25 protein-coding genes and 1 tRNA gene are annotated in these 19326 nt (G+C 41.1%); 20 read left to right on the forward strand and 6 right to left on the reverse strand.

The features are described from left to right. From ACQQ5U_RS13930 to ACQQ5U_RS13980, 11 genes are all read left to right on the forward strand, one after another. On the forward strand, positions 1 to 708 hold the full coding sequence (locus ACQQ5U_RS13930) for a hypothetical protein (RefSeq protein WP_437398395.1): 708 nt from the start codon (positions 1 to 3) through the stop codon (positions 706 to 708). Then, a complete protein-coding gene (locus tag ACQQ5U_RS13935; RefSeq protein WP_437398396.1) occupies positions 698 to 1477 on the forward strand; it encodes a PRTRC system ThiF family protein in 780 nt (259 codons plus the stop codon). Before ACQQ5U_RS13930 ends, ACQQ5U_RS13935 begins: the two co-directional genes overlap by 11 nt. A gap of 6 nt (positions 1478 to 1483) precedes the next feature. Continuing rightward, complete coding sequence (locus ACQQ5U_RS13940) at positions 1484 to 1780, forward strand: hypothetical protein (protein WP_437398398.1); 297 nt, start codon at positions 1484 to 1486, stop codon at positions 1778 to 1780. A gap of 99 nt (positions 1781 to 1879) precedes the next feature. Further along, positions 1880 to 2110 carry a hypothetical protein gene (locus ACQQ5U_RS13945; RefSeq protein ID WP_437398400.1) on the forward strand — a complete coding sequence of 77 codons (231 nt, stop codon included), beginning with the start codon at positions 1880 to 1882 and terminating at the stop codon, positions 2108 to 2110. Positions 2111 to 2508: 398 nt separating this feature from the next. After that, on the forward strand, positions 2509 to 3282 hold the full coding sequence (locus ACQQ5U_RS13950; RefSeq protein ID WP_437398401.1) for a hypothetical protein: 774 nt from the start codon (positions 2509 to 2511) through the stop codon (positions 3280 to 3282). Next, the gene (locus ACQQ5U_RS13955) at positions 3279 to 3764 is read left to right on the forward strand and encodes a hypothetical protein (RefSeq protein WP_437398403.1); all 486 of its coding nucleotides are present in this window, start codon (positions 3279 to 3281) and stop codon (positions 3762 to 3764) included. Before ACQQ5U_RS13950 ends, ACQQ5U_RS13955 begins: the two co-directional genes overlap by 4 nt. 41 nt (positions 3765 to 3805) lie before the next feature. Further along, positions 3806 to 4222 (forward strand): VOC family protein, encoded by a 417-nt coding sequence (locus ACQQ5U_RS13960; RefSeq protein ID WP_437398404.1) that lies wholly within the window; start codon positions 3806 to 3808, stop codon positions 4220 to 4222. A 61-nt stretch (positions 4223 to 4283) separates the two neighbouring features. After that, positions 4284 to 4481: a hypothetical protein gene (locus tag ACQQ5U_RS13965; protein ID WP_437398405.1), complete on the forward strand. Its 198-nt coding sequence runs from the start codon at positions 4284 to 4286 to the stop codon at positions 4479 to 4481. Between the two features lie 17 nt (positions 4482 to 4498). Beyond that, the gene (locus tag ACQQ5U_RS13970; protein ID WP_437398407.1) at positions 4499 to 4609 is read left to right on the forward strand and encodes a serine hydrolase; all 111 of its coding nucleotides are present in this window, start codon (positions 4499 to 4501) and stop codon (positions 4607 to 4609) included. A gap of 241 nt (positions 4610 to 4850) precedes the next feature. Further along, positions 4851 to 5300, forward strand: coding sequence for a hypothetical protein (locus ACQQ5U_RS13975; RefSeq protein ID WP_437398408.1), 450 nt, complete (start codon positions 4851 to 4853; stop codon positions 5298 to 5300). A 5-nt stretch (positions 5301 to 5305) separates the two neighbouring features. Next, entirely contained in the window at positions 5306 to 5473 is a 168-nt protein-coding gene (locus tag ACQQ5U_RS13980) for a hypothetical protein (protein WP_437398410.1), read from the forward strand. A gap of 189 nt (positions 5474 to 5662) precedes the next feature. Here ACQQ5U_RS13980 and ACQQ5U_RS13985 read toward each other — a convergent pair whose 3' ends face one another. Beyond that, positions 5663 to 6031, reverse strand: a complete 369-nt coding sequence (locus ACQQ5U_RS13985; RefSeq protein ID WP_437398412.1) for a hypothetical protein — start codon at positions 6029 to 6031, stop codon at positions 5663 to 5665. A gap of 576 nt (positions 6032 to 6607) precedes the next feature. Here ACQQ5U_RS13985 and ACQQ5U_RS13990 point away from each other — a divergent pair. Further along, on the forward strand, positions 6608 to 6829 hold the full coding sequence (locus ACQQ5U_RS13990) for a hypothetical protein (protein WP_437398414.1): 222 nt from the start codon (positions 6608 to 6610) through the stop codon (positions 6827 to 6829). A 14-nt stretch (positions 6830 to 6843) separates the two neighbouring features. Then, a complete protein-coding gene (locus ACQQ5U_RS13995; RefSeq protein ID WP_437398415.1) occupies positions 6844 to 7344 on the forward strand; it encodes a hypothetical protein in 501 nt (166 codons plus the stop codon). Between the two features lie 604 nt (positions 7345 to 7948). Here the strand turns inward: ACQQ5U_RS13995 and ACQQ5U_RS14000 are convergent. Then, the gene (locus tag ACQQ5U_RS14000; RefSeq protein ID WP_437398417.1) at positions 7949 to 8239 is read right to left on the reverse strand and encodes a hypothetical protein; all 291 of its coding nucleotides are present in this window, start codon (positions 8237 to 8239) and stop codon (positions 7949 to 7951) included. 252 nt (positions 8240 to 8491) lie between these two features. On the opposite strand from ACQQ5U_RS14000, the gene ACQQ5U_RS14005 reads away from it, so the two are divergent. The 4 genes from ACQQ5U_RS14005 to ACQQ5U_RS14020 all read left to right on the forward strand — a co-directional run bounded on the left by ACQQ5U_RS14005 (position 8492) and on the right by ACQQ5U_RS14020 (position 10911). After that, positions 8492 to 8920 carry a hypothetical protein gene (locus ACQQ5U_RS14005; protein WP_437398419.1) on the forward strand — a complete coding sequence of 143 codons (429 nt, stop codon included), beginning with the start codon at positions 8492 to 8494 and terminating at the stop codon, positions 8918 to 8920. Between the two features lie 408 nt (positions 8921 to 9328). Further along, a complete protein-coding gene (locus ACQQ5U_RS14010; RefSeq protein WP_437398421.1) occupies positions 9329 to 9670 on the forward strand; it encodes a plasmid mobilization protein in 342 nt (113 codons plus the stop codon). After that, entirely contained in the window at positions 9667 to 10701 is a 1035-nt protein-coding gene (locus ACQQ5U_RS14015) for a relaxase/mobilization nuclease domain-containing protein (RefSeq protein WP_437398422.1), read from the forward strand. Before ACQQ5U_RS14010 ends, ACQQ5U_RS14015 begins: the two co-directional genes overlap by 4 nt. 6 nt (positions 10702 to 10707) lie before the next feature. Next, positions 10708 to 10911 carry a hypothetical protein gene (locus ACQQ5U_RS14020; RefSeq protein ID WP_275617145.1) on the forward strand — a complete coding sequence of 68 codons (204 nt, stop codon included), beginning with the start codon at positions 10708 to 10710 and terminating at the stop codon, positions 10909 to 10911. Positions 10912 to 10985: 74 nt separating this feature from the next. Here the strand turns inward: ACQQ5U_RS14020 and ACQQ5U_RS14025 are convergent, their stop codons facing one another. Further along, the gene (locus tag ACQQ5U_RS14025; RefSeq protein WP_437398423.1) at positions 10986 to 12266 is read right to left on the reverse strand and encodes a tyrosine-type recombinase/integrase; all 1281 of its coding nucleotides are present in this window, start codon (positions 12264 to 12266) and stop codon (positions 10986 to 10988) included. A gap of 43 nt (positions 12267 to 12309) precedes the next feature. Then, a tRNA-Met gene (locus ACQQ5U_RS14030) sits at positions 12310 to 12382 on the reverse strand. A 113-nt stretch (positions 12383 to 12495) separates the two neighbouring features. Here ACQQ5U_RS14030 and ACQQ5U_RS14035 point away from each other — a divergent pair. Next, a complete protein-coding gene (locus tag ACQQ5U_RS14035) occupies positions 12496 to 13860 on the forward strand; it encodes an alanine/glycine:cation symporter family protein (protein ID WP_437398425.1) in 1365 nt (454 codons plus the stop codon). Next, complete coding sequence (era, locus tag ACQQ5U_RS14040; protein WP_437398513.1) at positions 13850 to 14731, forward strand: GTPase Era; 882 nt, start codon at positions 13850 to 13852, stop codon at positions 14729 to 14731. Before ACQQ5U_RS14035 ends, era begins: the two co-directional genes overlap by 11 nt. Here the strand turns inward: era and ACQQ5U_RS14045 are convergent. Next, positions 14728 to 15249, reverse strand: a complete 522-nt coding sequence (locus ACQQ5U_RS14045; protein WP_437398427.1) for a GTP-binding protein — start codon at positions 15247 to 15249, stop codon at positions 14728 to 14730. The two genes, era and ACQQ5U_RS14045, sit on opposite strands and share 4 nt — an antisense overlap. A gap of 70 nt (positions 15250 to 15319) precedes the next feature. On the opposite strand from ACQQ5U_RS14045, the gene der reads away from it, so the two are divergent. Then, positions 15320 to 16621: a ribosome biogenesis GTPase Der gene (gene der, locus ACQQ5U_RS14050; protein WP_437398428.1), complete on the forward strand. Its 1302-nt coding sequence runs from the start codon at positions 15320 to 15322 to the stop codon at positions 16619 to 16621. A 323-nt stretch (positions 16622 to 16944) separates the two neighbouring features. Here der and pbpC read toward each other — a convergent pair whose 3' ends face one another. Beyond that, positions 16945 to 19317 carry a penicillin-binding protein 1C gene (gene pbpC, locus ACQQ5U_RS14055; RefSeq protein WP_437398430.1) on the reverse strand — a complete coding sequence of 791 codons (2373 nt, stop codon included), beginning with the start codon at positions 19315 to 19317 and terminating at the stop codon, positions 16945 to 16947. Positions 19318 to 19326 lie beyond the last annotated feature (9 nt).

The following is a 19326-nucleotide window of genomic DNA, read 5'->3' on the forward strand; positions in this document are numbered from 1 at the left end:
ATGGAAAAGATCATGGAATTGGACATGGACGATCATTTGGTGCCTAGATTTGCATTAATAGGCTATGCAAGTACACCGAGTCATTACAATACGGAGCATTATTTTGCCTACCATAGGATAGTTGGGGAATGTCTTACAGCGGGGATGCCCCTGACCAAGGACACCGCACGGAACCTCTTCAGGTGCTTGGAAGAGGAATTGATAAAATTCTCCTTTAAGGGGCTTTTACCCAAGAATTTGGTACACTTTGATTTTAAGGGAGATCTGCATTTGGTGTGGATTGTCCACCCAAAACGGCACACCCTGTATTTTGATGAAAGGATGGGCATCCCGATAGGACAGTACCCCCTCCCCAAACTGGTCTTTTCGTTGAAGGGGAACACGTTGAACGTATTCGCATTAAAACGGAGCGATGCCCTTGACGGGGATACAGGACTATGCCATGCCCCCTTGCCCAATGTCAATGCACAGGGCAGGGTCTGCATGGGCAATGTTTCCATGGACTATGACGGATTCGAGTATTATGAGGACATCATGGGGTTTATGGAAAAACAGTTTTTCTCCTCGGTGTTCACGGAAACCCACCATAACGACCTGATCAAGGGAAACCTTGTGCAAACAATGAAACGCCTCAATGGAAAGCAGCGTTTCGACGATACCCTACTTATTGCGAACAACATGACCATAAAACAACTCTATGAAAGATAGGATACATATCGCCCCCAATTATTTCTTCAATCCCACACACCCGATCACGATGTCGTTGATAGGGGTAGGTGGAAATGGCTCCCTTATGCTGGCAAGGTTGGCAAGGATGGACCATGCCCTTCGCCAAACGGGACATCCCGGACTGTACATTAGGGCATTTGACAGGGATGTTGTCGAACCCATGAACATCGGTAGGCAATTGTTCACCCCGCATGACCTTGGACAGAACAAGGTGGTCAATGCCCTGACCAAGATCAACCGTGCCTTTGGGCTGCAATGGGAAGGAATACCGATGAATGCCATGACCTTTGGCGATGACATCAGATCGAACATCATAGTGACCTGTGTGGACAATGCCAAATACAGGACGGCACTTTCTTTGGCCTTGCAGCACCCACATAGAGGCTCTGAACATAGGACAATGTTCTACTGGCTCGACATCGGCAATAGCAGGGACACGGGGCAGTTCGTTCTTGGTAGCCTGTTCGAGGAAGATAGAAAATTGGACGATGGTTCGTTGGAGTGCGTAGGCAGACTGAAGAAGATAACCGACCTTTTCCCGAATTTGGAAGATCACGATACCGAATCCCAACAGGGAAGGGGATGTGCCTATGCCGATCGGTTGATGGAACAGTCTCTTTATATCAATGATGTCCTGACAGCGCACGCATCGGACTGTCTGTTCAGATTGTTGTTGCATAGACAACTCTCCGTCCACGGGGGATTTGTGAACCTCAAAAGCGGAATGGTCAACCCCATAAAAGTCTAGGGAACTATGGAGGACAATAAAAAAGTGTTCATAAAGACATCCAATTACTGGGCGATCCATGATGTTGCCCTGTTGGGAAACTGGAGCAGGGTACAGGGAACAAAACTACAGGCCCTTTACCATCTTGTACAGTGCAGGGGCAAGGTATTGGATGGCCCCCATGACAGTAGTTACAAAGGGATTAAGGTACTGGAATATGGGGACGGGTGCTACATTGGCTTTATCCGTACCGCCTTCAAAGCTGACACTTTTTTCCCCTGCAAGCTCCATGTGGTAAGCTTACAGGAACTGGTAAAAAAATAACGAAAGGAAAATCAATATCGAAGTTGCCCATCTGTCAATGATTGGGTTTTGTGAACCAATCTTTTTACATATGGGGAATGAACAAAAAAATCAAAGAATATGACATTTTCGGAACTTTATAACGACCTTCCCTTGGTGGGTTTTCTATGGGTGCTTCTTTACACTTATTTGGGGATCCTACGTATCAAACGATTGTTGAGGTTGCCATTCTTATTGGTGATCATCCTTATCGGGCTTATCCCAGGCATCTGGTTTGTCCTTCCCATATTCGCCATTTTTGAACTGACCATGCAGATTATGAGGGCGCTTATTTATTTCAGGTTGATATGAATCTCTATGTTAAGGCCGCTACCCCTTGCGACCTTTCTTTTTTCTCCCTTTCCATTGTTAGGGTATCCCCTCTGCCCAAAAAGTGATCAATGATTATGTTGTGAATTCTTGATGGTAAAAGATGAACATGGGTCTTTTTACCGATAAATCAATTGTCTTTGTTGGAAAAAAATAATAAGGAATACTGATTTTTGGACTAAGTATTATGTATTTTGAGAACAGTTTGAACAAAACAAAGGGTTTGGTCGATTTGATGGAAACATATTTGTGCTTCCGCAGAGGATTAAGATAAATCTATCATCCAATTGGAAAGTTGCAAACCGTAAGGAACAAATGTGGTTTTGAAAACCGTTTGAAAACTACTGTTTTTATGTATGGAGCCACACTAAAGCATTCATATGGCAGAAATTGTTTACGACATATTGAATTTTGATAAGCCTATTGGCGAAAAGACTTTTTGGGACACGTTGAATGAGCTTGGGGGCAAAGATTCCAACACCTTAAAAACAGTCCTATCCAGAGAACAGTTGAACTCACTTGTGGCAATCTTATTCGCTTATGGCCTACACTATGATGAATTGGTGGAGGAAAAACGCCAACGTTTTTTAAATACCCTCATAGAGAAAAGGCTCCCGTTGTTTCAAGTATCCCAAACATTCGCTGGACACCTATTGAACAATTTGGACCAAGAATCAGAAGCAGAGCTCCAACAGCTACTCCAAATGGAACACAATATTGAGAAAATTCTTTCCAATGAAAGGTTGTTGGATTTTGTGGAACTGGAACTTCTGGATCCTGCTACTACTTTTCGAAAATGGGAGTATGGCCGTTTCGCCTTGGCTTATATGGCATATTATTTTTTTAGTGATGTCAAATGGGACAAAGTTGAAAAGATTTCGAATTTGGGGGATTGCCTGGAAAGAATAGGAAAAAATTTGGATAAAAAGGAAGGGAACTTGGATTCCCAAGAAAAACTGTTCCTACTGATTATGGCCAAGGGAATGTTAATGCCAGAAAAGACAAACATGGCTGAATTTCTGCTTGTTGGTTCCTATGTGCAGGAAAATATGATGAGGCTTTCTTCAAGGATAAAGGATTTGTCCAAGATATTGGAAAGTGCCGTCCAAAAGGAAATATCAAGACAAAAGGGCAAGGAAGGGCCAAATCTATGATCGGTTCGGATGTGTTGCTCAGACATCTTCAAAAATTGGGAGAAGAGGAAACCCCCTTGATAGGGAGCAATAAATACACCCTATCCCAAGTCAGATTGGCTGAAAGAATTGTTCAAGACCTACGATGTGATTTGGAAAAGGCCTCAAGAAAACCCAAACTATCCCGTAGAAGGGCATTTATTGTGATATTGGAAGACCTCTACTACGACTTACCTGAATATCCAAGCGAACTTACCCTTGAGAATATTCATAAAAGAGCTTCACAGCGGTTTGAATATATGAACCGAAATATCAAAGCATTTACGACCCCGACAGAGATTCACCCCAAAAATCCATGCATGTATTATGAGGACAATTCCCATGGAAAGGCTAGATATAGGGCCGCATTAGAACATTTGGTCAGTGGGTCATCCATATACTTTCAAGAGTACAAAGCGGAGGTTTCGATTAGGCGCATTTATGAAGATGTGCAGTTGTGTTGACTTAAACATGATTTATCCATAATTCAATTAAAGGATTTTCAATGTACAATAGAATTGCACATATCTCCTTGGTTGTAAAAGACTATGATGAAGCTATCCACTTTTATACAAATAAACTGGATTTCACACTTCTTGAAAACACAAAAATTGATGAATTTAAAAGATGGGTAGTTATTGCGCCATCTGGAGCGAAAGAATGTTCTTTATTGCTCGCAAAAGCTGCCAACGAAAAACAATTGGCCAGTATAGGAAACCAAACAGGAGGTCGGGTGGGATTTTTCCTTTTCACAGATGATTTCAATAGAGATTACGACAAACTGGTCAATCGGGGAGTAACATTTGTAAGACCTCCTAAAAAGGAGCCTTATGGGGTTGTGGCCGTGTTTAAAGATCTTTATGGCAATTTATGGGATCTATTGGAGCCTAATGAGAAGAATAAAGGTGTGATTATACAATAGAAATATAAGTTCAAATAAACGATATGCAAAAAAATATTTTTTCATTATCTGTTTTATATTGTTGGACAAAATTGCATGTTCGCAGGCCAGCATTGGGAGTAAGGAAAGTATTATCGATTATTTGAATAACATTACCTATCCAGAGTTTTCAGATGTAGTACTTTTAGCAGAAAGGGACAGTGTTCTTTTTGAAAAGGCGTATAGCTATTCTAGTATTGAATATGAAGTTGAAATAAAATCAATACACTTTTCAACATAGCATCAATAACAAAAGCAATGACTGCTGAAGCAGCTCTTCAATTGGTTGACAAAGGTCTATTGGACTTGGATACTCCAGTAGGTAAGTACTTGCAGGTTATCCCAACACGACAGTACATGATTCTGTAACAGCGTATCAACTTTTGACCCATACCGCTGGATTGAACAATTTTCTGATTGATGATGTCAGGGATATGGGTAAATTAAACCTAAAGGCTCTTAAGGGTTATCTGCCTCTGTTTGATTCTCTTAGTAAAAACGATTCGTATCTTGCTTTAGCTAATCCAGCAGGTTTCTATTACTTAACAGCAAAGGACTTTTTGAGGTGTTGACGGATTATCGACTGATTTCTGAGTCCTTGACCAAAAAAATGGAGGAAAAGCAACACACAAGATTGAAAAAGAAAATCACCACATATCCTGAAATCCGGAGAGGTCAGCTTTGGAGTGTAGATGGGGAGGCCTATGAGCTTATCGATATGCGGGTCACCGCAGTGGAGTCGCCTACCAAGTTTTTGACCACCGCTTTTTTCAGCAGCAAGGAACCAATGAGCACCAATCCCTTTTTTGAGGAAAAGGTAAGCAAGGTGCTTTCCGATCCCGCCTTCAGGTTACTTGTTCCTTGGGGCACAAAGGAGCTGGGTGAATGGGTCCAAAAGATTCCCGGGGGGGTAAGCACAAGACTGCACAATATATTGTGGAACCTGTGCAAGGAAGCCCATATCTCCCCTTTGGACCTTTCAAAGGACGAATTCCTCTCATTGGATAATGCTGGCAAAAAGACTTGGCAAGAGTACGAGAGTATTAGGAAAATAAGATAAAGACGATGGAAAAGAAAAAATGGGAACGCAAAGAACAGGTATTCGATTATAACATTGATTTCCTAAATGTGACCCAAGAGATCAAGGTGGACTTCATCAATTCAGAGGTTTCGGCCCAGCTTTGTGGACTATCCCAACGAGAAAAGTTTCAAGTTACAGTACCTGCTGGATGAGGATTCCCGATTGATGAGATGGTGGTTGACAATCTTCCCATGGTACTTGTGGTCATGTGGAAAGGTATTGGAACGGTTCGACGATTTTGAAGTTTCCCATAGGCTCAAGTACCTAGAGAGAAATGCCCTGTTGTTACGGGTGGGGAACATATGAAGAGGAAGACCCCTGGCTTTTTCAAAATGCAATGATTATTCTTTGAGCCTGTAAACCAATTCAGCTCCATCACATGCTAGCGCTGATATTATAAGAATATTATTTGATTTTAGAATAGCTTTTTCAACACTCTTGTTTGAACAGCTTTGAATGAACACGTTTTCATTTTTATATTCTAGGGTAATGATCGGTATTTTTTGGTCATAATCGATAGTAAAGGAGCCTTCCATTTTTTGGGTGTCTCCATTTTGTACAATTATTTTGAAAAATTGGGTACTTGAATTGAATAGAAATGTCTCATTTCTCCCGATTGAGGCTTTATCCAGAACTTCTCCAGAGAGTCCATAGGTTATTTGTTCGAGTTCAAACCTTAAGGGAAAATCTTCGGACAATGCAATCTTCATATTTAGATCATTTTCACTTGAACAAGATTCCATGATCAGCAAAACACAAAAAAACATTAGGATACTTCTCATATCCTTATGATGTGTATTTTATAAAAAGTTGCTAGATTGGAGTAGTTTTTTAAGAAAATCTTTGGGAATGATGAAAATCAGGACATTGTATAATAAGGAGTTTAAAAAGGATTTTACTAAAGGATTTTTATGATCAAAAACTTAAAATTGGTCTTTATAGCGATAACAATGCTATTATCTTCGTGCAGTAAGGAGACTGAAGAGCCCAAGCCACAAAAATTTGCCGTATTCATTGAAACGGTGTGTGAGCAAGGGTCTTCCATACTTTGTGTGTCGGAAGATGAATTCAGGCGTGTCCTGAAAATTTTTACAGAGTATGAAAATGGGCCTGATCTTGATTGCTGGCCGATTACGGTCACGGATATAGATGGTACCGTCCATGAGGGGTTTTTAAGGGGATTGACCCCGGTCCGGGACGACGTGCCTTGTGTTCAACAAGCGAATAATTGAAAAGATTTTTTAAAAATTCAAGTAAATAATCCCAACCAAGTAAATAATCCCAACATGGAAAATAAAATAGTGATCGATCTAGAAAAATTCAAAGGCCAATCACCACGTGATCTAAAGGCCCACATAGAACAAACCCTTTCCAATATAAAATGTTATGTAGAAGTTCCCGGGCCAAATCAAACAACCAGACGTATTGATTTCAGGCCATTCAGGACCATTGACATAAAAACGGACTATGAACAGTACAGGTTAGTTGATGTGGTCAACGAGAATTAAAGTCCAATGAAACGATGAAACTGATCAGAGAAGGCGCTTTTTTAACTGAATTGATTTTCCAGGCCGAACTTGTATCAAGTTCTTATCGGCGATTGAAAGGTTCTGCGGATGGCTTTGATAAAATCTCTGTTTGGTCGGATATTCAATCCATCTTGATATCATCTGGAAATATCTCTAAAATTCTTTGGCCAACATGGAAATATAGAGAAAGGGGCGAACAACTTAGGCAACTTCTGGAAATCGGCTCTGAAAGTGTTTTGAAAAGTAGAAAAATCAGGAACCGATTTGAGCACTATGATGAATTTTTGGATGATTTTTTCAAAGACAAGGATATTTGTTCCTATACCGATCTGGCAATGAACCCCTCGTTAAGCGCATCCATAGGGGGATCTTGTCACAGAGGGTATAACTCCTACAACAATACCCTTGTGATCCATGGAGAAACCCTGAACTTAAATGATATTGTGGACGCTGTTGAACAGGTAAGGCTTAAGTGCAAAAGCTTATTTGTCTGATTTTACATTTCTTGACCATCAATTATAAGTTTCGTGTAACTTGAACAAGTAAATGCTTTAAAATAGGGGGCATTACAAGTCTAACACTCGATAAATAATGAAGATGGAACTAAAAAAGGGAAAACGTGCAAGGGGAATACCCATTAAAACTCTTCCCTATCCTGTGTGGTTTCCAGTAAGATCTTGAATCGCAAAATACATTTTGAATCTTCACCTGAACGAGATTTATAATTTAAAAGCAAAAGGTTTGGCGATTTTTTATAAACTCAACAACAATAATATCATCAACCCATGTAAATCAGTCATAGCTTTTGTAATTGAAATTTGGTAGAGGCTTCATTCAACCTTGATGGTTACATACAAGGTTTGATTGACAGGATGAAAGGAAAATAACAATCACCAAAATAAAATACAAAACGAACACAGATCTCTCGTGTTCTTCTAGAATTCATAAATTTTTAGTATGCCCAATGGCCAAAGAGTAAGCGTAATTGAAAAAAGGCCCATTCTTTATCGAAATGATGAATTAGCTTAAGCCCGACAACCTATCAAAGACATTTTAAGAGGCTTTAAAGAAAATTCTGTCTTCTTGTTCTTCCAGCCATTATTGTTGTCTTGGTTCAATAATCTGATTTTTAACTTTTTTGCAGAGATTGTCATGTAACCGATTTCGTATGGTTTGATCTATTATGCAATAACCTTCTATTTCAAAAATGTCAATGATAAATTCTGGCTCTTTGCCTAACTGGGTTTCAAAAGTGACGACATCGAAATCCATACAGTTCGATTCAAGCAATGTATCCAAAGAATTGTGGTACAACATCAATGCCTCATCACTTCCATATAATATATATGTGGTCACCTTGACATGGGAAATCTGCTTTAATTCTTTCAAAACCTCCAAAGTTTTTGATGACAAGCTCACTGATTCGGTAAGATTTTACGATTTTATATTAAAAAATGTAGCTCTTAATTGTTAAAAGGGGGAGAAGTTTAACAATCTAAAAGCTACATTGTTTGATGTATTCCCAAATTTACGATTTAAAAAGTAAAATGTTGTAATTATTGGGGTCAACGACTCTAAAAACCAGATAAATACTGCGAATTCCTTTATGATCCTAGACCAAAACCTTACCTTGAGTTGTATATGCAAGAAGAAGGAGGATTGTATTTAGATTTCGATAATGATCCGGAAGGGATTATTTCTCGAACGGTTTCCATAATGGTTATATCCTTGGATACTACGTCGGATGTATTGCCAGACCCTTTATTAAAGGATCTTTTTGACAAGACCAATCCAAGGGATGCGAACTTAGACCAAGTCTTCATGTGTGAGCTTTTTGATGCGTTATATACAACCTACCATTTTTTAAAGGGGTTGCCGGAAAATGATTTGGATGAAGCGGAATTCAACAAGATTTTCTTCTCTTGGCACATTTTGTTATGGGTGGAGACATTACGTCGTGCAAAGGTTGTCTCGGTTACCCCTTTCCCAATTTTTGATTTTGATAATCTTCCAGATTTACAGATAGACTTAAAGCTGGACAAATCTGTACTGTCGGCCCTAATGAATTAATCTACATGGGTTAAGTAAAAGTTCAATTCGAATATTTTGTTTCAAAAACATCTCTAGGAACAGATATAGTTGAATGACAAGTATTATGTCTCCATACGAATTTGAGAGGGCTATCAAGTATAAATTGGTTCATGGTTTTGAATTTTAAAACGGTGTTCCTTTTTTTTCCCTTCCAACAGAAATACACCTTTGCGATTTCGCCCAATCCTTGATTTTTAATTAAGAAAATACGTTGGATAGATTTACCGTACATATAACCGTGTACGGCAAAACCCTTGCAAGTAATCCATTGGCCATAGGTTTGTGATATAGTTAATCGGAGGTCACGAAGCAAGCTATGTTTTTGATAACAAAAACTGCTCACTGTGTTCGCAAGCTTGTTGGGGATCCTCCCCAAACCCCTAAGATATGGCAAGACCAAAAAAGGACATAAGATATATCAGACCCATACAGGTAAATGTCAGGATGTCGGTGGACGAATATCTGATATTATCAAACAATGCAGACAACTTGGGGATCGGAATCCCAGATTATGTACGAAGGAGAGCCACCGGCAAGTCGCTGCCAAGGGTTAAGGTATTGCCGGAGAACAGAAAGCTTTTTGTTGAACTGAGCCGAATCGGGAACAACATCAACCAACTTGTCAAGAAAAACCATTTGGGAATGTACGATCCCCAAGGACTCCAGAAGGAGTTGATGGAACTGAAAGGTGTATTGGATACCATAAAGTCAAACATTCTGGGCAAATGATAGCAAAGATCATAAAGGGGAAGGATTTCTATGGTGTATTGGCCTATAATGAAAAGAAGGTGGAGCAAGGGCAGGGCAGCGTGATCGATGCCAATATTTCCCATGGAAATACGATTGACAGGACCAAGGAGTTCAACCTTATCAGGCAATTACGTCCAAGATTGGCCAAAGCGGTCTGTCATGTTTCCCTGAACCTTCCCCATACCGATAATTTGAAAGACCGTGAGTTTGCCTCACTTGGATTCGATTATCTGAAGGGAATGGGATTTGATGACAACCAGTATATCATCTACAGGCATACCGATCAGGAACACCACCATATCCATATTGTGGCCAATAGGGTAAAATTGTCAGGGGAAGTGGTGGATGACAGCAGGGACCTTTACCGTAGCAAGCAACTTGTAAGGGAACTGGAAAGGAAATACAATCTGACACAACTACTGGATAGGGAACTCAAGAGCAAGGCTTCCTTGACCCAAAAAGAGGTGGAAAAGGCGATAAGGACATCGAAACCACCCATAAAACTGATACTCCAACAACATCTTGAGAATGTATTGACTGAATCCAAGGATGTGGCCATATTCATTGATGGATTGAAACAAAGGAACATCTTTCCAAAGTTCAATATCAGCAAGACCACAGGTAGGGTGACCGGGATTTCATTCAGGTATGGGAACGTAATATACAAGGGAAGCACCTTGGGAAGAAAATACTCATGGAACAACATTATAAAACGAATTGATTATGGGCAAGACAGAGATCGTTCAATTATTCTCCAAAATAATATTGCAGAACGAAGAGCTGAAAGAACTTATGGAGAAATCATTGGAAGGGCAACGGGTACTCCAGGAAAAACAACAAATGCTCCGGGAGGGCCAGTCCAAACTTTTGGGCAACCAAAAGATTATCTGGGAAAGGCTCAAACCGTAGTGTCTGACCAAATCGAGGAGATTCCTTGGACTCCGTTCAAATTGGAACTTGAGGACAGAAAGAAGAGAGCGAAAAGAAAGGGCAAAGGAAAAAGGTTGTAATATATCATGGAAGGTAGCTTGGTCAGTGATAAATTGCTAAATGCCCTGCTGGATAGCTTGTCCGTTGAGGATTTGGAGGCCATTCTATCCCAGAAAAAGGCAAAGGCATGTCCTGACCATAAACCAAAACCAATGACCGAAAGGGAGAAATTAAAAAAATATTATAGGGACCTCTTCATTTCCACCGGAAAGCTCCACCTGAACAAATAGCATATGGGCATAATAATCACATGGCCAACTTGTATAGAACCATTCCAGTTTGTTGGTTCAGATCCGAGAGAATCTTAGTTCAAGGTCAATAAACCGCTATAATCCTCAGGAAGCTCCGCATCAACATCCCTCAAATAAGACTTTAGCGCATCCAAGGTAGAATGGCCTGTAATGAGCATCAGTTTGTCACAGGTTTCCGTATAGGTGAATTCCTTTCTGAATTTCCTGAACAGGAGCGTGATAAAGGTATGTCTAAAGGAATAGATAGTATATTCACTCCCCAATTGAAGTGTTTCACCTTGTGCCAGGAGATGTTCATTGTATTTCTTTTTGAGCCTCCAAAAACGTTTTGTGAAATAATCCCTTCTACTGGTTTCCGTAGCATCCCATTCCCCGATACCATCTGGCGTGAACAAAAAATGCTCTTGTTCCGAAAGGTCAAGGCCCTCAATTTCGTTTAGGACAATATCCGGTATAATCTTGACCTTTTCAGGTTTGTTCTTTGCCTGGAAGCGTAACAGTTTTTGTGTGATAAAGACATCCTTGACCTTTAACCTGCACACTTCTATGGGTCGTAGAAAATTATAGGAAACGAACTTGACGAAGAGCAACAGAAGGGGGTCGGTTTTCTCCATATAGGTAAATAGGCCTTCCAAAACTTCCAGAGAATATGTCTTATGGCTCACCGACTTGGTATCCAGTACCTTGATGTTCTCGATAAAATTCCGTGGGATGATCTCATTGTCCTCCAGTTCGCCAAAGATTGCGCTCAATACGATACGGGTATTGTTACGGTTCCTGGCACTGCTGGTCTTGGTTATTCCATGGAGATATTCATTGACCACCTGTTTGGTTATGCCCAGTATGCTCTTGTCCAGCAAGTTCCTTTTGTCCAAATAAAGCTTGAATCGATTGTACCGACTGCTATAATCCTTTATCGAAGTTTCGGAAAGCTTGCTGATCTTTATGGCATAGGCATAGTCCAACGCTGCTTCGGTTGTATATTGTAATGAATCGGCACCGAGTTTAAACTTGTCCCTATATGGTGAATAGCCCTCCTTGAGCATTTCCAGCAGGACCTCCCTAACCACTTCCAATTGCATCAATCTTTCCGCCTTAGTCCGGTACTTTCTATTGATGTTCATCGTAATGGGTGTCTGACGGACCATCACGGGGTTACCGAGCTTATCTTTTAGATCCGGACTGGCAAAAGAATAGTAGACGTACCATCTCTTGGAGAGGTCGAAATTCTCCCCGCCATGATAGATCTTCGGTTCCGTGTACTTTTTTTTACCCAATCCGTTTTTGTATGCGGTAGCGTATGCGCTTTGCAATATATCAAAAAAAGAACCCATTGGCAACAGTTTTAAAACACTGTCAGTCAATGGGTTATCCTAGTAGCGGGGACTGGACTCGAACCAGTGACCTTCGGGTTATGAGCCCGACGAGCTACCTACTGCTCTACCCCGCGATGTGGACGGCAAATATACAACCCTTTTTACATCTTTTCCAAACTAAAATTAATATTCCTTTTCCACTAGCGCCAATCCCGGCCAAAATCCATAAATTCGGCCTTTTTACCTTATGGACGCAATCAACGATTTTATATCCTCACTTTTGCCATATACCGAGTGGCCCATGTTTATCCTGCTTATTGGGGGAGGACTGTTTTTGGCTTTTTATTCCAAATTTGCGCCTTTTCGCCATTTTGGACATGCCATTGCGGTGGTTTCCGGAAAATATGATGATAAAGATGCAAAGGGAGATGTAAGCTCGTTTCAAGCGCTTTCAGCAGCCGTAGCTGCTACAGTTGGACTGGGAAATATATCGGGCGTGGCCATTGCCATTCACGATGGAGGACCAGGAGTGGTGTTTTGGATTTGGATGACTGCACTTTTAGGGATGGGCATCAAATATTATTCCGGTAGTTTGGCTATTATGTACCGTGGAACCGATTCAGAAGGTCATATGCAGGGAGGTCCTATGTTCTATATCACCAAAGGAATGGGGAAATGGGCAAAGCCCATGGCCATTTTTTTTAGTATATGTGGATTGTTCGGATTTTTAGGAGTGTTTACTGCCAACCAATTTACCGAAGCATTTATGGGTGTGGTGGAGCCACACAAGACACTTTGGGCAACCAGCGAATACAACTGGAAACTCGGAATAGGATTTTTTCTTGCCATAATCACATCCATTGTAATTTTTGGGGGACTTTCTAAGATTGCAAAAGTAGCATCCGCAATTGTTCCTTTTATGGTGGGGATTTATCTGTTGGCGGTCATTTTTGTGATGACAAGTCATGCTGGGGAAGTTTGGCCAGCATTAAAAATGATATTGGTAGAAGCCTGGAATTTCGACACCATGGCCACAGGCGGATTCTGGGGCTTGGTGATTGTTGGTGTCCGTAGGGCTATGTTCTCCAATGAGGCAGGTTTGGGCAGTGCACCCATGTACCACGGACAATCCCGGAACGATGAGCCTGCCAAGGAAGGACTTGTGGCAATGCTTGGACCATTTATCGATACAATTTTAGTATGTACCTTTACCGCGGTAGTAATTATTTTGAGTGGTGCTTACCTAGAGGATGGTAGCGGCATCACCATGACGATGTCCGCTTTTGAAACAACCCTTTACGGCATCGGAGATGTACTGCTGATGGTTATTGTTGCAGCATTTGCATTGTCAACATTGTTCACTTATTCCTATTATGGTGTAAAGAGTTTGTCATTTTTGACCAATGCCAAAATTGGAAAATGGTACAATGTGTTTTTTATAATTATGATTGTTTTTGCCGCAATTGCATCATTAAAATTGGTAAAAAATCTGATAGACCTATCATATGCATTGATGGTGATACCCAATATGATTGCTGTGTTGTACCTTTCACCAAAGGTGAATGCAGCATCCAAACAATATTTTGAAAAAAGAAAGAAAGGTGGCGCATAAAGCAGGATTTGTAAATATTATTGGTAATCCCAATGTGGGGAAATCTACATTGATGAATGCCTTTGTGGGTGAAAAATTGTCCATCATCACCTCCAAGGCACAAACCACCCGTCACCGTATTTTGGGCATCGTAAATGGAGATGATTTCCAAATGATTCTCTCCGACACCCCAGGAATTATAAAGCCAGCATACGAACTGCAAAGCTCCATGATGGATTTTGTGAAATCTGCTTTTGAGGATGCCGATGTGTTGTTGTATATGGTGGAAATAGGAGAAAAGGCACTTAAGGACGAATCGTTCTTAAAAAAAATACAGAACAGCAAGATTCCTGTTCTGTTGCTCCTCAATAAGATTGATACATCCGACCAGCAAAAGTTGGAAGAACAAATGCAATATTGGCAAGAACAATTGCCCAACGCAGAGATTCATCCCATCTCCGCTTTGGAAAATTTTAATGTTACCGAAGTGTTCAATCGCATTTTGGAACTTCTGCCCGAAGCACCGCCTTTTTATCCAAAAGATCAAATTACTGATAAGCCCGAACGCTTTTTTGTGAACGAGACCATTCGTGAAAAAATCTTGCTACACTATAAAAAGGAGATTCCCTATTCCGTTGAGGTGGAGACCGAAGAGTTTTTGGAAGATGAGGACATTATCCGAATCCGTTCCGTAATTATGGTGGAACGCGATACCCAAAAGGGTATAATTATTGGGCATAAGGGCACCGCTATAAAAAAAGTAGGGGTAGAAGCTAGAAAAGACCTCGAAAAATTCTTTGCAAAGCAAGTACACATCGAACTCTATGTAAAAGTAAACAAGAACTGGCGCAGTAATTCCCAGCAGCTTAGGCGCTTTGGGTACAATGGCTAAGATTCGTTGTTGATTCGCTCAAAAGGGGTAATGGTATCTCTTACAAATTGTTTCAGTTGCTCCATTTGACCTTTTCCTTTAGCTCTTCCCAAACGGCCAAAGGCGTAGAGCGCGAACCAAATCACGACCAAAAAGAACATGCCCACTAAAAAAAGGGTAATATCCTTTTCCAAAGAATAATTGGAATAAGCAAAGATTCCCAAAATCACAAAAAGGGTGCCCACACCAAAGTGCAGGAACATAAAAAATGTCCATAGGGTAGGGTTGGGTCCGAAGACACCACGAATGTTAGTTACACCTTCCTCGTAGGACGAAAGTTCCAAGTGAAGTTGGGGGGACCAAAAGGTTATTTCCGTCTTTTTAAATTTTATAAAGATGTGCTCATCCAGCCTTTTGATTACAAAAGAATTGGTCGTAGGGGTATCAAAAATGGCTTCTAATTTCTCCAAATTGGTTCTTAGGGAGACACGAAAACGGGGGCGTAAAACTATCTCATTGGCCAAGTCGCTCATAATCATTTGAAAATGATTGAAAAAGGTATCATTTTTTCTTCATAATAAATGGTATTTTTGCCAAAAATTAAACCTGATGGGAGCTATCGTAGCCATTGTAGGAAGACCCAATGTTGGGAAGTCCACCTTTTTTAACCGACTCATTCAACGCCGGGAGGCGATAGTGGATGCCGTTAGCGGTGTTACGCGAGACCGTCATTACGGCAAAAGCGATTGGAACGGTAAGGAGTTTTCTGTGATTGACACTGGTGGTTACGTATTAGGTAGCGACGATGTTTTCGAAAAGGAAATCGACAAACAAGTTGAATTGGCCATTGATGAGGCCGATGCCATCATTTTTATGGTTGACGTTGAATCTGGCGTAACGGGAATGGATGAAGATGTCGCCAAATTGTTGCGAAGAGTCGATAAACCTACTTTTTTGGCCGTAAATAAGGTCGATAATAGCAAACGTATGGCCGATGCCGTGGAATTCTATTCCTTGGGATTGGGTGAATACTACACCCTGTCGAGTATTAATGGTAGTGGTACAGGAGAGTTATTGGATGCCCTTGCTAAAGTACTTCCAGAAGAGAAAGAGGAGGAAAGCGAATTGCCTCGTTTTGCGGTGGTAGGAAGACCGAATGCAGGGAAATCGTCCTTTATCAATGCATTAATAGGTGAGGACCGGTACATTGTAACCGATATCGCTGGAACTACACGAGATAGTATCGATACCAAGTATAATCGGTTTGGGTTTGAATTCAATTTGGTGGATACGGCAGGTATTCGACGTAAGGCCAAAGTAAAGGAAGATCTGGAATTTTACTCCGTAATGCGTTCCGTTCGTGCCATAGAACATTGTGATGTATGTATTGTGATGTTGGATGCCACAAGAGGTTTTGATGGACAGGTACAGAACATTTTTTGGCTGGCCCAGCGTAACAATAAGGGAATTGTGATTTTGGTTAATAAATGGGATTTGGTCGAAAAGGAAACCAATTCTGTAAAAGAGTACACTGCCAAAATAAAAGAGATTATTTCACCTTTTGAAGACGTGCCGATTCTTTTTGTTTCGGTCATGAACAAGCAGCGTATTTATAAAGCAATAGAAACTGCCGTGGAGGTATATAAGAACCTTTCAAAGCGGATTCCAACCCGCAAACTGAACGATATTATGCTGCCCATTATTGAAAAAACACCACCACCTTCAACCAAAGGGAAATACGTGAAAATCAAATTTTGCACCCAGTTGCCTACACCATACCCGCAATTTGCCTTTTTCTGCAACTTGCCCCAGTATGTGAAGGATCCTTACAAACGATTCTTGGAGAACAAAATCAGGCAGAATTTTGACTTTACCGGGGTTCCGATGACCATTTTTATGCGGAAGAAGTAATTATTCGCCCGAAGCGGAGCCAATTTCACTACCGTTTGATTGTTTTGAGAAAAGAAATTTGTGTCTAAGAACTTCTTCGACCCTAAAACTTGGGTCCAGGTGTCAGTTCGAGTGATTTTGAGCAACGAAAAATCGTATCGAGAACTTTTTTAGACAAAAATTCTTTTCTCGATACAGATTTCACTAATGCTGTCGTGAAATCCACTCGAAATGACGAATTTTATCGAAAGGCACAACAGGTTGATTTGATTTAAACTGATTGTTCTTTTTTAGCATTTCCTTTTGTGTCAATAAAATAAGTGTGTTGTTTGTCAGCAGAACATTTATTCGCCCGAAGCCGAGCGTACTTCTACCAACTGTTGAATTCGGTTACCCTGATTGTCAACTGCGGTGAGCATATATTCGCCCGATTCGATGTTTAAAATGAGCTCGTGGAAATTTTCGGTCTTGCCCACAAAAGTGTCATCCAAATACCAATAAATAATAGCGTTGGATTGCTGGTGTGCCAGTTTTAGAATGACTTCTGATGTTTTGGTGCCCAAATCTTTTGGAAGCAGAACGATTTCATTTTTTTTTGGGTAGATGAATTCCATTAAATTGTTTTCCAAAGCAGAGCAATCCTCCAAATAAGATGGTAAAGGTTTATAGTTTGGATTGGAAGAAGCGTAGTAATATTCCAAAATGGGAGGGAGCACAAACCAGTTTTTGGCCACCATATCTTCCAAAGGATAGCAAGCTGAATTCACCCTAAACCGTTCCGAAGCATCTAAAAATACTTGTTGATGATAAGGACACGGGCCACTTCGGGTCCCGTGTATGGGCACCCATTCTTTACTGACATCATCACAGTATACAGAGGCTCGAAATCCACTTTGTTCACAAACCTCAATCTCAATAAGGTCATCAAAAGGTTCTTGGAACCAACCACTATTTGGGAGCGCATCCAACACATTAAATAAAAGGGGGGCAGCGGCGGTTATTCCTGTAAGTCCGGGCCTTCCTTCACCATCAGCATTGCCCGCCCAAACCCCAATGGCATATTTAGGCGTAACTCCTACGGCCCAAGCATCTTTAAAACCAAAACTCGTCCCAGTTTTCCAAGCAATGGGCTGTGAGGAATCAAAAAACTGCCAATTTTCATCACCTTCAGGTCGGTTGACCTCATACATGGACTGAAATGTGCTATAAATTGCACCTGCACCCAAAACCAACGGGTCAAACTGTTCTTCCCCAAAATCCTTTGCTTCATTTTGCAAATAGGTGGCTTCTGTAAACTCTTGTTTTCTGTAAGTGCTGGAATGGGTCAAAAAATAATTCAAACTCGAGCCCATCGAGGCATAGGTCGAGGTCACTTCCCAAAGGGAACTTTCCGCGCCACCAAGAATCAAGGATAGCCCATAGTAGGAAGCGGGCTTGTCCAACGATTCTATCTTCATTTTGTGGAGTTTGTTATAGAACTTTTGAAGTCCATATTCCCTCAACAAGCGGACGGCAGGGACATTCAAGGAGCGGGATAATGCTTTGCTGGCAGGCACGGCGCCTACGTGTTTCAAATTAAAATTTTGAGGGTTGTATCCGTTGATTACTGTTGGAACATCCTCCACTAAGCTATGGGGCAGCAATTGACCTTCATCCAACAATGAAGCAAATAGGAAAGGCTTCAACGTGCTGCCTGTACTTCTTTTTTTGGTAATGATATCCACATAGTTGGCGTGTGTTTCATCCGAAGGAGAATTTCCGACATATCCCAAAACTTTTCGTGTTTCCACATCAAGCACTAAAATGGCCAAGTTGTGTATTTCGTTGCTTTGCAATTGCCGATAATGTCGCTCGGCCAAAAGATTCAATCGTTGCTGTAATGGTCTTTGAATCGAAGTGGTCACACGTTTGCCCGGATGCTCGTTTCGGATACGCTCGGTAAGATGAGGTGTCACATCGGGCAGGGGAAAAGGTTTTTGCGGAAGCGGTTCGGCTATGGCCAATTCGTAGGTAGTTTCATCAATGACTCCTTTCTCCCATAATTTTCTCAATAATCGGTTCCGTTTGTCCAAAAAGGCTTGTTCGTTTCTTCCTGGGAAAATTAGCGAAGGTGCATTGGGTAAAACTGCCAAGGCAGCGGATTGCCCCCAGCTCAGTTCGTGGGCTGGAATGCCAAAATAGCGCCAAGCAGCGGTTTCCAAACCCACGACATTGCCCCCGTAGGGTGTATGGGAAGCATAGCGTTTCAAAATTTCTTCCTTCGAGTACCTAAATTCCAGCCGAGTGGCCATAAATATTTCGATGATTTTTTCCCAATACGTCCTGCTTTGGTTTTTACGGCTCAAGCGGATGACTTGTTGCGTGATGGTACTGCCACCTCTTCGCGTTTCCTTGTTCAGATTGTGACCGATGGCTTTAATAATGGAAATGGGGTTGAAGCCAGGATGCTGATAAAAATACTCATCTTCAAATAGTAGAATACTCTGTTTGAAGCGTTCGGGAACAGAATCAATCTGAGGAAACCGCCATTGGCCATCATCGGCAATACGTGCACCAATCAGCGAACCCTCGGAACTGTCGACAACCGTTGATGTTGGGTCTTCGAACAGGTTTTGGGGCAGGCAAAACATCCACAAAAGCAGAATGATGAAAAATACACCAAACGTGATTTTATGGTTGACAATGTATTTTTTTACTGGCGATAAAAACTCAATCATTCAATAACA

The organism is Flagellimonas lutimaris (genome assembly GCF_051494225.1).
In the GTDB taxonomy this organism is placed as follows: domain Bacteria; phylum Bacteroidota; class Bacteroidia; order Flavobacteriales; family Flavobacteriaceae; genus Flagellimonas; species Flagellimonas lutimaris_A.

Excerpts from the sequence above, each read along its gene's own strand:
- ACQQ5U_RS13940 (WP_437398398.1), top strand. The coding sequence starts at position 1,484 with ATGGAGGACAATAAAAAAGTGTTCATAAAGACATCCAATTACTGGGCG.
- ACQQ5U_RS13935 (WP_437398396.1), top strand. The coding sequence starts at position 698 with ATGAAAGATAGGATACATATCGCCCCCAATTATTTCTTCAATCCCACA.
- ACQQ5U_RS13950 (WP_437398401.1), top strand. The coding sequence starts at position 2,509 with ATGGCAGAAATTGTTTACGACATATTGAATTTTGATAAGCCTATTGGC.
- ACQQ5U_RS13930 (WP_437398395.1), top strand. The coding sequence starts at position 1 with ATGGAAAAGATCATGGAATTGGACATGGACGATCATTTGGTGCCTAGA.
- ACQQ5U_RS14020 (WP_275617145.1), top strand. The coding sequence starts at position 10,708 with ATGGAAGGTAGCTTGGTCAGTGATAAATTGCTAAATGCCCTGCTGGAT.
- pbpC (WP_437398430.1), bottom strand. The coding sequence starts at position 19,317 with ATGATTGAGTTTTTATCGCCAGTAAAAAAATACATTGTCAACCATAAA.
- ACQQ5U_RS13960 (WP_437398404.1), top strand. The coding sequence starts at position 3,806 with ATGTACAATAGAATTGCACATATCTCCTTGGTTGTAAAAGACTATGAT.
- ACQQ5U_RS13945 (WP_437398400.1), top strand. The coding sequence starts at position 1,880 with ATGACATTTTCGGAACTTTATAACGACCTTCCCTTGGTGGGTTTTCTA.
- ACQQ5U_RS14005 (WP_437398419.1), top strand. The coding sequence starts at position 8,492 with ATGCAAGAAGAAGGAGGATTGTATTTAGATTTCGATAATGATCCGGAA.
- ACQQ5U_RS14045 (WP_437398427.1), bottom strand. The coding sequence starts at position 15,249 with ATGATTATGAGCGACTTGGCCAATGAGATAGTTTTACGCCCCCGTTTT.
- ACQQ5U_RS14035 (WP_437398425.1), top strand. The coding sequence starts at position 12,496 with ATGGACGCAATCAACGATTTTATATCCTCACTTTTGCCATATACCGAG.
- ACQQ5U_RS13980 (WP_437398410.1), top strand. The coding sequence starts at position 5,306 with ATGGAAAAGAAAAAATGGGAACGCAAAGAACAGGTATTCGATTATAAC.
- ACQQ5U_RS14025 (WP_437398423.1), bottom strand. The coding sequence starts at position 12,266 with ATGGGTTCTTTTTTTGATATATTGCAAAGCGCATACGCTACCGCATAC.
- ACQQ5U_RS14010 (WP_437398421.1), top strand. The coding sequence starts at position 9,329 with ATGGCAAGACCAAAAAAGGACATAAGATATATCAGACCCATACAGGTA.
- ACQQ5U_RS13995 (WP_437398415.1), top strand. The coding sequence starts at position 6,844 with ATGAAACTGATCAGAGAAGGCGCTTTTTTAACTGAATTGATTTTCCAG.
- ACQQ5U_RS13990 (WP_437398414.1), top strand. The coding sequence starts at position 6,608 with ATGGAAAATAAAATAGTGATCGATCTAGAAAAATTCAAAGGCCAATCA.
- der (WP_437398428.1), top strand. The coding sequence starts at position 15,320 with ATGGGAGCTATCGTAGCCATTGTAGGAAGACCCAATGTTGGGAAGTCC.
- ACQQ5U_RS13970 (WP_437398407.1), top strand. The coding sequence starts at position 4,499 with ATGACTGCTGAAGCAGCTCTTCAATTGGTTGACAAAGGTCTATTGGAC.
- ACQQ5U_RS14015 (WP_437398422.1), top strand. The coding sequence starts at position 9,667 with ATGATAGCAAAGATCATAAAGGGGAAGGATTTCTATGGTGTATTGGCC.
- ACQQ5U_RS13985 (WP_437398412.1), bottom strand. The coding sequence starts at position 6,031 with ATGAAGATTGCATTGTCCGAAGATTTTCCCTTAAGGTTTGAACTCGAA.
- ACQQ5U_RS13975 (WP_437398408.1), top strand. The coding sequence starts at position 4,851 with ATGGAGGAAAAGCAACACACAAGATTGAAAAAGAAAATCACCACATAT.
- ACQQ5U_RS13955 (WP_437398403.1), top strand. The coding sequence starts at position 3,279 with ATGATCGGTTCGGATGTGTTGCTCAGACATCTTCAAAAATTGGGAGAA.